Origin of the sequence: Pseudaminobacter soli (ex Li et al. 2025), assembly GCF_029892515.1 — a bacterium.
In the GTDB taxonomy this organism is placed as follows: Bacteria; Pseudomonadota; Alphaproteobacteria; order Rhizobiales; family Rhizobiaceae; genus Pseudaminobacter; species Pseudaminobacter soli_A.
On sequence record NZ_JARXVF010000007.1, the window covers coordinates 129844 to 141915 of the forward strand.

Genomic DNA, 12072 nt, shown 5'->3' on the forward strand with positions numbered 1-12072 from the left:
CGACCGGCGGTTGCGGCAATTCTGCCGTACAAGGCTTAACGATTGGCTAACCTTATTGATTTGCCGCCGAACCGTGCGAGTCGCATTGCCGTTCGCGAAATCGGCCATAGTTCATGGGCAGGAAGGAGAGCCGCCCATGCCGAACCCCATGCCGATCGCCACCGCACCGAAGAACGGCATCAAGGTCCGCGCCTTCTGGACCGACGCCGACGGGCAGGAGAATGAATCCATCGCGCAGTATCGTTCCGCCGAAATGCTGCAGGCGCTCGGCGGCGATGGCGACGCCAATGATATCGGCTGGTGGGCCTTCGTCGATTCCCATACCCAGAGGAAGATCGAGCCGCATTCGTGGAAGCCGCTCAACGGCGAGGAAGATGACGAATAGCCGGCCGTCAGCTTCCGTCCGCGACGGTTGAAAACGGCTCGCGCTTTGAAAACCACTCCCTCGCAACCTCGATGAAGGCGCTCGCCGCCTTCGACAGCCGCTGGCGTGCGTCATGGGCAATGATGATGCGCTGCAGCGGCACCGGCTCGCTGAGCGGGCGGCAGACCAGTCGCTGCCCGTCATAGCTGCGGTTGACCGCCGGGCGCGTGTAGGAAATTGCAACGCCAAAGCCGTTCGCCACCATGCTGCGCTGCAGCTCGAAGGAGCGCGTCTTGGCCGCCACCGCCGGTGCGTGGCCGAAGGCGCGGAACAGGTCCAGCATGTGCTGCCAGCTGTAAGGCTGGTCGGTGACGATCAGCGGCTCGCGCGCAAGCTCGGCTAGGCTGACCCGTTCCTGCCGCGACAGCGGATGGCTGGCGGCCAGCAGCGCGTGCGGCGCCAGTTCGCTCAACAGCACGCGTTCCGCATTGATCGGCAGGCCGAGGTCATAGGTCAGCGCAATGTCCACCGCGGCGTCGCCGAGCCGCTTTTCCAGAGTCTCGAAGCGTTCTTCGCTGACGCTGATGCGAACGCCCGGATGAAGCTCCGCCATGCGCCGGATGAGCGCCGGCGCGAAATGCGGCGCAAGGTCCTGGAAGCAGCCCAGCACCACCTCGCCGCCCACCGCCGCCTTGCCGCGCACCAACGCGTCGAGATCGTCGACATCGTCCAGCACGACCTTGGCCTTCAGCATGAAGGCCTGGCCGAACGGCGTCAGCGCGATGCCGGCGCCGCGCTGGCGCACGAACAGCTTTTGTCCGGTCCGCTCTTCTATCTGGCTGATCGCCACCGAGATCGACGGCTGCGAGACGTTGAGCTCGCGCGCGGCCGCGCTGATGCTTTCATGGCGCGCCGCGGCAACCGCATAGCGAAGCTGGCTCAGCGAATAGATCATAGGAAATGCCTATATTTGACATCAATACTTATTATTTTATCCGATGACGAAGGCGCGCGATAGTCACGGCAGTTTTTCAAGCGGAGAGAGCCATGAAGCCCGCCCCTTATTCCCTCAGCCCCGAAATCATCGCCGATTACCAGCGAGATGGTGCCGTCTGCATCCGCGGCGCCTTCAAGGACTGGGTCGACGTCATCGCCGAAGGCATCGAGCGCAACATGCGCGAAAGAAGCGCCACCGCCGTCGACATTGCGGGCGGCGTCGGCAGCTTCTTCGACGATTATTGCAACTGGGAGCGCATCCCCGAATTCGTGCAGGTGGTGCGCGAATCGCCTGCCGCCGCGATTGCCGCCGGCGTCATGCAGTCCAAATCCGCGCAGTTCTTCCACGACCACGTGCTGGTCAAGGAGCCTGGCACGCAGAAGGCGACGCCCTGGCACCAGGACATCCCCTATTATTTCGTCGACGGCAGCCAGACCGTCAGCTTCTGGATTCCGATCGATCCCGTGAAGGAGGCGACGCTGCGCCTGGTCGCCGGCTCGCACAAATGGGACAAGCTGGTTCTGCCCGTCCGCTGGCTGGACGACAGCAATTTCTATGCCGGCGAAGGCGACTATCTTCCCGTGCCCGATCCGGACAGCGATCCGGAAATGAAGGTGCTGGAATGGGAGATGGAGCCGGGCGATGCCGTGCTCTTCGACTTCCGCACCGTCCATGGCGCACGCGGCAACCTGGCGCCCAACCGCCGCCGCGTGATCTCGCTGCGCTGGGTGGGCGACGACGCCCACTATGTCGAGCGCCCCGGCCGCACCTCGCCGCCCTATACGGGCCACGATATGAAGCACGGCCAGAAGCTGCGCGAAGACTGGTTCCCCGTGGTCTGGGACGCAAGCGCCGCCTGATTCTCTGACGCAACGGCACCCGGCTCGACCGGGTGTCTTCCCTTGGGGCAGATCACAACTGTGCGATTCTTGCCTCTTGATCTTGCCCGATCCTTCTGCATTGATCGGCCCCCGAAACGGACCGCCACCCCTTTCAAATACGCCGACCGCGAAAGCGGCAACGGCGGGGCATAATTTGGGGCGGTCAAACCGGGGTATTTGATGCACGCTGTTTTCGACGGCCATAACGACGTTCTGCTGCGCCTTTGGCAGAACGAAAAGAAGGGTGGCGATGCCGTCGCCGAATTCACCGAAGGAACCGACAAGGGTCATATCGACCTGCCGCGCGCCAAAGCGGGCGGTCTCGCCGGCGGCCTCTGCGCCATCTACATCCCCTCCGGCGACCTGGTGCTCAAGGAGCCCGACGCCAACGGCCATTATGTGACGCCGCTTTCGGAGCCGCTCGAACGCGCGCCCTCGCTCGACATCGCCATGGAAATGGCCTCGATCGCGCTCAGGCTCGAGCGCGCCGGCAGCTGGCGCCTCTGCCGCACCATGACCGACATCGACCACGCGCTCGCCGACGACAAGTTCGCCGCCGTGCTGCACATGGAAGGCTGCGAGGCGATCGACGCCGACCTGACGGCGCTCGAAGTGTTCTATGCCGCCGGCCTGCGCTCGCTCGGCCCTGTCTGGAGCCGCAACAACATTTTCGGCCACGGCGTTCCCTTCGCTTATCCGATGAGCCCCGACACCGGTCCCGGCCTCACCGACATCGGCCGCGAGTTGGTCAAGGAGTGCAACCGCCTCGGCATCCTCATCGACCTGTCCCACATCACCGAACAGGGTTTCTGGGACGTCGCAAAGCTTTCCGACCAGCCGCTGGTGGCCAGCCACTCGAACCCGCATGCCCTGGTTCCCGTGGCCCGCAACCTCACCGACAAGCAGCTTGACGCCATCCGCGAAAGCAAGGGCCTGGTCGGCCTCAACTTCGCCGTCACGATGCTGCGCGCCGACGGCCGCGAGAACGCCGACACGCCGCTTTCGGACATGGTTCGCCACATCGACTATCTCGTCGACAAGCTCGGCATCGATGGCGTCGCCATCGGCTCTGACTTCGACGGCGCGCTCGTCCCGCGCGAGATCAGCACCGCCGCGGGGCTCCAGAACCTCGTCGACGCCCTGCAGAAGGCGGGCTACGGCGGCGCCGAGCTTGCCAAGCTCTGCCGCGATAACTGGTTCCGCGTGCTGCGGTCGGCCTGGCACGACACCGAAAATGCTTGAACCACTGCTACGGGAGATTGTCTTTTCCGGCAGGAAAGTGATTCATCCATAAGTGGAACCCGATCCATGTCGACATTGCTCGGCATCGATCAGGTTCCGAACGACAACATTCGCCACACACGGGGGAGTTCCAAGAATGTTTATGGGAAAAATGAACGCACGCACGCTGCTTGCCAGCGCTGCGCTTGCCATGATCGCCTATGCCGGCTCGCCGGCTTTGGCCGCCACGCCGGCCGACACGCTGGTGCAGGCCTGGGCCATCGACGACACGATCACCCTCGACCCGGCCGAGTCCTTCGAGCTCAGCCCCGCTGAATTCCTCGGCAACGCCTATGACATGCTGGTGCGCCTCGACATCGACGACACCACCAAGGTCAAGGGCGGCGTCGCCGAAAGCTGGACCGTCTCCGACGACGGCCTGACCTACACCTTCAAGCTGAAGCCGGGCCTCAAGTTCGCCTCCGGCAACCCGATCACCGCCGAGGACGTCGCCTGGTCGTTCGAGCGCGCCGTCAAGCTCGACAAGAGCCCGGCCTTCATCCTCACCCAGTTCGGCCTCACCAAGGACAATGTCACCGAGAAGGCCAAGGCCGCCGACGCTGACACGTTTGTCTTCACCGTCGACAAGTCCTACGCGCCGAGCTTCGTGCTGAACTGCCTCACCGCCACCGTAGGTGCGGTCGTCGACAAGAAGCTGGTTCTGGAGCACGTCGCGCCGGTCACGCCGTCCGACGACTACAAGTATGACAACGATTTCGGCAATGGCTGGATGAAGACCGGCTACGCTGGCTCCGGCCCGTTCAAGATCCGCGACTGGCGCGCCAACGAAGTGCTCGTGATGGAGCGCAACGACAACTACTACGGCGAGAAGCCCGCGCTTGCCCGCGTCATCTATCGCCACGTCAAGGAAAGCGCGACCCAGCGCCTGATGCTCGAAGCCGGTGACATCGATGTCGCCCGCAATCTCGAGCCGGGTGACCTCGAGGCTGTCTCGAAGAACGCCGACCTCACCACCACCAGCGCGCCCAAGGGCACCGTCTACTACATCAGCCTCAACCAGAAGAACCCGAACCTCGCCAAGCCCGAAGTACGCGAAGCGTTCAAGTACATGGTTGACTACGATGCCATCGGCTCGACCCTGATCAAGGGCATTGGCGAAATCCGCCAGACCTATCAGGCCAAGGGCGTTCTCGGCGCTCTCGAGGCTTCCCCGTACAAGTTCGACATCGCCAAGGCCAAGGAACTCCTGGAAAAGGCCGGCCTGAAGGACGGCTTCTCGGTGACCTTCGACGTACGTAACAGCCAGCCGGTCTCCGGCATTGCCGAGGCCTTCCAGCAGACCGCTGGCCAGGCTGGCGTCAAGATCGAGATCATCCCCGGCGACGGCAAGCAGGTGCTGACCAAGTACCGTGCTCGCAACCACGACATGTATATCGGCCAGTGGGGCATGGACTACTGGGATCCGAACTCCAACGCGGAAACCTTCACCTCCAACCCGAACAACGCCGACGACGGCACAACCAAGACGCTCGCCTGGCGCAACGCCTGGGATATCCCTGGGCTGACCGAGCAGACCAAGGCCGCCCTTCTGGAACGCGACAACGCCAAGCGCGCCGAGATGTACCAGAAGCTCCAGCAGGAAGCGCTCGACTCCAGCCCCTTCGTGATGCTGTTCCAGCAGACCGAGGTCGCGGGCGTCCGCGGCAACGTCAAGAACTACAAGCTCGGGCCGAACTTCGACTCGAACTTCCTCGCTCCTGTGACCAAGGAATGACCCTGAAGGGATCAGTCCGTTGAGCCACACGGAAACGCAACAGTCGGCAGGGCGCGCCAAAGGGCGCGCCTATGCCATCGCCGCCTCGATCGCCAGCTTCCTGGTCATTGTGGTAACCACTTATCTTGGCCTTCTGGCGGTCACCTTCTTCATCGGCCGCGTCGTGCCGATCGACCCGGTTCTGGCCATCGTCGGCGACCGCGCGCCCGCCCATGTGATGGATCGCGTGCGGGAGGAGATGGGCCTCAACCTGCCCTACTACCAGCAGTTCTTTCTCTATGTGAAAGGCGTGCTGTCGGGTGATTTCGGCACCTCGGTGCTGACCACTAATCCGGTCATGACCGACATCCGCCGCGTCTTCCCGGCCACGATGGAACTCGCCACCGTCGGCACCTTGATCGGCGTCGCCTTCGGCATTCCGCTCGGCGTGCTTGCCGCCGTCAAGCGCGGCAGCTGGGCCGACCAGATCGTGCGCGTCATCGGGCTTTTCGGCTATTCGATACCGATCTTCTGGCTCGGGCTGCTCGCGCTCCTGGTGTTCTACGCCCGTCTGGGCTGGACCGCCGGCCCCGGCCGCATCGATGTGGTGTTTGAATACACCTTCACCCCGATCACCGGCTTCTACCTGCTCGACGCGGTCCTCAATCGCGACTGGGCGGCCTTCAGGGACATCTTCGCCCACATCATCCTGCCCGCCACGCTGCTCGGCTATTTCTCGCTGGCCTATATCAGCCGCATGACGCGCTCTTTCATGCTGAACGAGCTGCATCAGGAATATATCGTCGCCGCACGCGCCAAGGGCCTGTCCGAACGGCGCATCATCTGGGGCCACGCACTGCGCAATGCGGGCGTGCCGCTGATCACGGTGATTGCGCTGTCCTATGCCGGCCTGCTCGAGGGCTCGGTGCTGACCGAATCCGTCTTCGCCTGGCCGGGTCTTGGCCTCTACATCACCAACTCGCTGCAGAACGCCGACATGAACGCGGTGCTCGGCGGCACGATCGTGATCGGTTCGGTCTTCATCGCCATCAATCTTCTTTCCGACGTGCTCTACCGCATGCTCGATCCAAGGACGCGCGCACGATGAGCGAACTTGCAATGACCCGCCGCGAATGGCTGCTGACCGACAGGCCGCAGTCTCGCACGCAGGCCCGGCTCGGCCGCGCCTATGTCACCTGGCGCCGCTTCACGGCCAACAAGCTGGCCGTCCTCGGCATGCTGATCATCCTGGCGCTGATCTTCGTCGCCATCTTCGCGCCGCTGCTTGCGCCCTATTCGCCCTATATCGGCGACCTCAAGACCGCACGCCTCCTGCCGCCCAGCGCCCAGTACTGGCTGGGCACCGACGGCCAGGGCCGCGACATCCTCTCGCGCCTGATCTACGGCTCGCGGCTCACGCTTCAGGTGGTCGTGCTGGTCGCGGTCATCGCCGCGCCCATCGGTCTTCTGGTCGGCACCGTGGCCGGCTATGCCGGCGGCTGGGTGGATGCGGTCTTGATGCGTATCACCGACATCTTCCTCGCCTTCCCCAAGCTGGTGCTGGCGCTGGCCTTCGTCGCAGCCCTCGGACCCGGCATCGGCAACGCCATTATCGCCATCGCCATCACCTCCTGGCCGCCCTATGCGCGCATTGCGCGCGCCGAGACGCTGACGGTGCGCAATTCCGACTACATCTCGGCCGTGCGCCTGATGGGCGCCTCGCCCTGGCGCATCGTGCTGCGGCATATCATGCCGCTCTGCATCTCCTCGCTCATCGTGCGCGTCACGCTCGACATGGCGGGCATCATCCTCACTGCCGCCGGCCTTGGCTTCCTCGGCCTCGGCGCGCAGCCGCCGCTGCCCGAATGGGGCGCCATGATCGCTTCGGGCCGCCTCTTCATCCTCGACCAGTGGTGGGTGTCCGCCATGCCCGGCGTCGCCATCCTCGTCGTCAGCCTCGGCTTCAACCTTCTGGGCGACGGCCTGCGCGACGCTCTCGATCCGCGGGGGAACAGCCAATGAGCAAGCTTCTCGAGGTAGAAGACCTTCGCGTCTCCTTCCCCACGCGCACCGGCCTCGTGCAGGCGGTGCGCGGCGTCTCCTTCTCGCTCGGCAAGGAGCGGTTGGGGATCGTCGGCGAATCCGGCTCGGGCAAGTCGCAGACCGGCCGCGCCATCATGGGCCTGACGGCGGAAACCGCCCAGATCACCGCCAAGAAGCTCGACTTCAACGGCATCGATCTCCTGAAGGCATCGCCCGCCCAGCGGCGCGCGATGCGCGGCAAGCGCATCGCCATGATCCTGCAGGACCCGAAATATTCGCTCAACCCGGTGATGACCATCGGCCGCCAGATCGTCGAGGCGCTGCGCGCGCACGAGCGGATTGGTGGCGCCGAGGCCCGCCGCCGGGCGCTGGAAATGCTGGCCGCGGTGCAGATCCGCGACCCCGAGCGCGTCTTCAACCTCTACCCGCACGAAGTGTCGGGCGGCATGGGCCAGCGCGCCATGATCGCCATGATGCTCGTGGCCGGCCCAGAACTGCTGATCGCCGACGAGCCGACCTCGGCGCTGGACGTCACCGTGCAGCTCGAAGTGCTGGGCATCCTCAATCGGCTGGTGGCCGAGCGCGGCATGGGCCTGATCTTCGTTTCGCACGATCTCAGGCTCGTTTCCTCCTTCTGCGACCGCGTCATCGTCATGTATGCCGGCCGCATCGTCGAGGAACTGCCCGCCTCGCGGCTCGCGCAAGCCGAGCATCCCTATACGCGCGGCCTGCTCAACTGCATGCCGAAGATCGGCGCCGACCGGCACCCGCTGCCGGTACTCGACCGCAAACCGGAGTGGGCGCTATGACCTCGGCTCTTTCGATCGACAAGCTCCGCGTCACCTTCGACGACTTCCTTGCGCTGAAGGACGTCAGCCTCGAGGTTAAGCCCGGCGAATCCTTCGGCCTGGTCGGCGAATCCGGCTCCGGCAAATCGACGCTGCTGCGTGCGGTGGCCGGCCTTGCACCCGTCACCGGCGGCAAGGTCGAGGTGAACGGCAAGCCGCTGGGCGCCAAGCGCGACAAGGCCTTCTATCGCCAGGTGCAGATGGTGTTCCAGGACCCCTATGGGTCGCTGCACCCGCGCCAGACGGTCGACCGGCTGCTGCTCGAGCCGCTGGATATCCACGGCTTCGACGACACCGAAAGGCGCATCGTGCGTGCGCTGGACGAAGTCGGCCTCGGCCCCAGCTTCCGCTTCCGCTACTCGCACCAGTTGTCCGGCGGCCAGCGCCAGCGTGTGGCCATCGCCCGGGCGCTGATTCTGGAGCCGTCCATCCTGCTGCTCGACGAGCCGACCTCGGCGCTCGACGCCTCGGTGCAGGCCGAGGTGCTGAACCTGCTCGAAAAGGTGCGCGCCGACCGCAAGCTCACCTTCGTCATGGTCAGCCACGACCTGGCCGTCGTCACCCATATGTGCGACCGGCTGATGGTCATGCAGCACGGCCGCGAGGTTGAGCTCTTGTCCTCGGCCGATCTCGCCGCGCGCCAAGTGACCCAGGACTATACGCGTAGCCTGCTCACCGCCAGCGAAGGCTATAGGCGCAGCGCCTGATTTCGGTCGTCCCGCAAATTGAAATACCCCCCTGTCCCCTCCCCTCAAGGGGGAGGGAGACGATTTCATGATCCTGCCCGCCACAAACGGCGAAGCTGATGCGGACGGTCGCGCAACAGAGTTCGCCTCCCCCTTGTGGGGAGGGGTTAGGGGTGGGGTATGAGGCCGATTGAGCACATCTCCGCGACCTTTCAGCTGTGAGTTTCAGCTGCGGGCTTGCGCAACCGCCTCGCCGGAATGTTAAAGAAAGCCAGCGCTTGCGAGACTTCAGGTGAGTCTCCCGCGCTTCTCCACGTCTGCCCTGCAGGCGAACCGTCGAAAACCAGAAAACTCGTCCGATGCGTCGAGGAGGCGCAATGAAGGTAGGCATTGACATAGGTTCGGGACCCAACGGAACCGCTGCGATGCTCGACCTCGAGGAATTGCTGGCGACCCGTCTGCTCGTGCAGGGCAATTCGGGCTCGGGCAAGTCGCACCTTTTGCGCCGCCTGCTCGAACAGAGTGCGCCCTGGGTGCAGCAGTGCATTATCGACCCCGAGGGCGATTTCGTCTCGCTGGCCGACAAGTTCGGCCATGTCGTGGTCGATGCCGCGCGCACCGAAGCCGAGCTGACGCGCATCGCGGCGCGCATCCGCCAGCACCGCGTCTCTGTCGTGCTCAATCTCGAAGGCCTCGACGTCGACCAGCAGATGCGGGCCGCCGCAGCCTTCCTCGGCGGTCTTTTCGATGCCGAGCGCGACTACTGGTATCCGGTTCTGGTGGTGGTCGACGAGGCGCAGCTTTTCGCGCCCGCCGCCGCCGGCGAAGTCGCGGACGACGCCCGGCGCCTGTCGCTGGCGGCCATGACCAACCTGATGTGCCGTGGACGCAAGCGCGGCCTTGCCGGCGTCATCGCCACCCAGCGCCTCGCCAAGCTCGCCAAGAACGTCGCCGCCGAAGCGTCCAACTTCCTGATGGGCCGCACCTTCCTCGATATCGACATGGCGCGCGCGGCCGATCTGCTCGGCATGGAAAAGCGCCAGGCGGAGATGTTCCGCGACCTCGGCCGCGGCCATTTCGTGGCGCTCGGCCCCTCCATCGCGCGCCGGCCGCTGCAGGTCACCATCGGCTCGGTCGAGACCGCGGCCCGCTCCACCAGCCCCAGGCTGATGCCCCTGCCGGAGACCGCGCCGGAAGACGCCAGCGACCTGATCTTCACGCCAGGCCCGGAGGAACGGCGCCCGGTGATCAAGCGCACGCCCCCGCCCCCTCCGCCGACGCCCACGGCTGACATTCTCGCGCAGCTTTCGCAGCCCAAGCCGGCGCCCGAAGCCCCGGCCGAGCCGGTCTTCGCCATTATCGACGAGGCCGACCGCGACGAACGCATCGAGCTGGTGCTGAAGGAGATTTTGGAGGATGCGGACTCCTCCTTCCGTACCGACGCCATCCTCTATCAGGATTTTCTCGTCCGCTGCCGCATCCGCCGCGTGCCGGGCGAGCCGCTGTCGCTGCCCGCCTTCCGCCGCAGGCTTGCCGTGGCCCGTGCCGGCGTCGACAACACCACCGCGTCCAGCGACGGCTGGCAGCAGGCGCTGGAGCTTTCGGCCACCGTGCCGGAGGATGTGCAGGGCGTGTTCCTCATCGTCGCGCAGGCTGCCGTCACCGGCGCGCCCTGCCCTTCGGATGCAGCGCTCGCGCGCGCCTATGGCACCCACTCCGCGCGACGTGCGCGGCGCGTGCTCACCTATTTCGAGGAACGCGGGCTTCTGGTGGTGCGGACGGATTTTCGCGGCAACCGCGTCGTTGCCTTCCCCGACCTCGATTGCGAGACCGCCCCGGGCGATCCCAATCTGCCGGACGATCTGGCCGACGAGCAATTCGCGGCCGAATAACGGCTGGCGGCTGTTGATCAGCCCCCGGCCTCGCGCAGGCGGCACAGCGCTTCCTGCTCTGCCACGGCCAGCAGCGCGCCGAGATCGTACAAGGCGTGATCCGCGTCCACCGCCGCGATCGAACGACGTAGCGTTCTGAGCGTGCCGTGCGCGTGTCGCAGGGCCTCACGCATCTCGTGGCGCTTCTGTCGCATGATGCCTTTCCATTGGTTTCGGCTGCTATTTGGGGGCTGCAACCGGCAAATGAAACCAGAGTTCCGTTGCAACCGGGGTCAAGGGTGTGAACACACCGTCACCCCCGATTGATACGACCCGCCGCACCCGTGCAGCGCACGGGGCCGACAGACCGAAACATCAAGCCCCGCGGCACTCGGTCGGCGGCCACCCGAAAACCTTTGGAAACGATCCCAAAAAAATTTCTATTTTTTTTCGGAACCTTTCTTTTGCCCGCGTGTTTTAGGGATGCGCCGGGCGACATCCCCCTCTACGCCCGCCGTGCCCTTACTCAACAGCCGCCTCGAAAGAGGCGGCTTTCTTTTTGCCCAAAATCCGGCCGGCCCCTGCTTTTCCGCGCACCGCGGTCGCGGGCATTAAGCCTTTGGCAATCTGATTGAAGTTCTAGTGAATGGAACAGGCGGAACAGAAAGCCGGCGGGGGTGTCGGATCGGAGTTCACGCGTATGCCGCTTACCCGAATGGGAATAGTCTTCCTGCTGTCGGTCGCCTTTGCCGCCACACTGGCCGGCCTCGTGCACTATGCGGACAGATATGAACGCGACGGGGGGTGCCGGATTTCAAGCAACCCTGCCTGCTCCAGCCCCTGACCGGCTGGGCCTTGCCCCTTGCGCTATTTGCAGACGTATCTCACCCGGCCGCCGGCCTCGGTGACATTGTGGCAGTCCATTGAAGCAGGATCCGCCGCCGGCTTGGGCGCGGCCTGCGAGGCCGGCTGCGCTGCCTGCGCAGCCTTCTTGGCGGGCTTGTGCGGCTTGGCGGCCGGCTTGTAGGGCGCAGCGATCGGCGCGGGTGCGGGCGGCTGTTCGGGGAAGGCCGCGGGCGCGACCACGACCGTCGTCGAGCGGCGCTTGAACCAGTGGGGGGTCCCCGGCACGTAGGTCGGGCTGAACTCGATCGAACCGTCCGAGGTGCGCGTGCAGCCACCGGCTGCCAGCAGGCCACAGCAAGCCAGCGCGGCAAGCATGGGACTGACCCGATCTACGATCATAAAACTCACCCCTCACACCGAAACGACAAGCGAATCCTACGGCACACACCGGATTCTCGGCATTTGGGGTAGTGTAGCCACTAAGCTGGCGTAACCGTTAGAACTTTTGCAAATACGCGAAATAAAATTTGAAGCTGTTGTT

General features: G+C 64.8%; 12 protein-coding genes. 9 read left to right on the top strand and 3 right to left on the bottom strand.

Annotation, left to right across the window (positions count from 1 at the left end; genetic code table 11):
- Positions 1 to 136: 136 nt before the first annotated feature.
- Entirely contained in the window at positions 137 to 385 is a 249-nt protein-coding gene (locus tag M2281_RS23825; protein WP_280823688.1) for a hypothetical protein, read from the top strand.
- A gap of 7 nt (positions 386 to 392) precedes the next feature.
- On the opposite strand, the gene M2281_RS23830 is transcribed toward M2281_RS23825, so the two are convergent.
- Complete coding sequence (locus M2281_RS23830) at positions 393 to 1319, bottom strand: LysR family transcriptional regulator (RefSeq protein WP_280823689.1); 927 nt, start codon at positions 1317 to 1319, stop codon at positions 393 to 395.
- A gap of 92 nt (positions 1320 to 1411) precedes the next feature.
- Between M2281_RS23830 and M2281_RS23835 the strand changes: the two genes are divergently transcribed.
- The 8 genes from M2281_RS23835 to M2281_RS23870 all read left to right on the top strand — a co-directional run bounded on the left by M2281_RS23835 (position 1412) and on the right by M2281_RS23870 (position 10706).
- Entirely contained in the window at positions 1412 to 2221 is an 810-nt protein-coding gene (locus tag M2281_RS23835) for a phytanoyl-CoA dioxygenase family protein (RefSeq protein WP_280823690.1), read from the top strand.
- Positions 2222 to 2422: 201 nt separating this feature from the next.
- Positions 2423 to 3484: a dipeptidase gene (locus M2281_RS23840; protein WP_280823691.1), complete on the top strand. Its 1062-nt coding sequence runs from the start codon at positions 2423 to 2425 to the stop codon at positions 3482 to 3484.
- Positions 3485 to 3626: 142 nt separating this feature from the next.
- Positions 3627 to 5258 carry an ABC transporter substrate-binding protein gene (locus M2281_RS23845; protein ID WP_425537797.1) on the top strand — a complete coding sequence of 544 codons (1632 nt, stop codon included), beginning with the start codon at positions 3627 to 3629 and terminating at the stop codon, positions 5256 to 5258.
- A 76-nt stretch (positions 5259 to 5334) separates the two neighbouring features.
- Positions 5335 to 6345: an ABC transporter permease gene (locus tag M2281_RS23850; protein ID WP_425537798.1), complete on the top strand. Its 1011-nt coding sequence runs from the start codon at positions 5335 to 5337 to the stop codon at positions 6343 to 6345.
- Positions 6342 to 7259, top strand: coding sequence for a nickel transporter permease (gene nikC, locus M2281_RS23855; RefSeq protein WP_280823694.1), 918 nt, complete (start codon positions 6342 to 6344; stop codon positions 7257 to 7259). Before M2281_RS23850 ends, nikC begins: the two co-directional genes overlap by 4 nt.
- A complete protein-coding gene (locus M2281_RS23860; protein WP_280823695.1) occupies positions 7256 to 8089 on the top strand; it encodes an ABC transporter ATP-binding protein in 834 nt (277 codons plus the stop codon). Before nikC ends, M2281_RS23860 begins: the two co-directional genes overlap by 4 nt.
- Entirely contained in the window at positions 8086 to 8835 is a 750-nt protein-coding gene (locus tag M2281_RS23865) for an ABC transporter ATP-binding protein (protein ID WP_280823696.1), read from the top strand. Before M2281_RS23860 ends, M2281_RS23865 begins: the two co-directional genes overlap by 4 nt.
- 356 nt (positions 8836 to 9191) lie before the next feature.
- Entirely contained in the window at positions 9192 to 10706 is a 1515-nt protein-coding gene (locus tag M2281_RS23870) for an ATP-binding protein (RefSeq protein ID WP_280823697.1), read from the top strand.
- Between the two features lie 17 nt (positions 10707 to 10723).
- Here the strand turns inward: M2281_RS23870 and M2281_RS23875 are convergent, their stop codons facing one another.
- Both M2281_RS23875 and M2281_RS23880 read right to left on the bottom strand, forming a co-directional pair.
- A complete protein-coding gene (locus M2281_RS23875; protein WP_280823698.1) occupies positions 10724 to 10900 on the bottom strand; it encodes a hypothetical protein in 177 nt (58 codons plus the stop codon).
- 652 nt (positions 10901 to 11552) lie between these two features.
- Positions 11553 to 11930, bottom strand: coding sequence for a hypothetical protein (locus M2281_RS23880; RefSeq protein WP_280823699.1), 378 nt, complete (start codon positions 11928 to 11930; stop codon positions 11553 to 11555).
- Between the last annotated feature and the right edge of the window lie 142 nt (positions 11931 to 12072).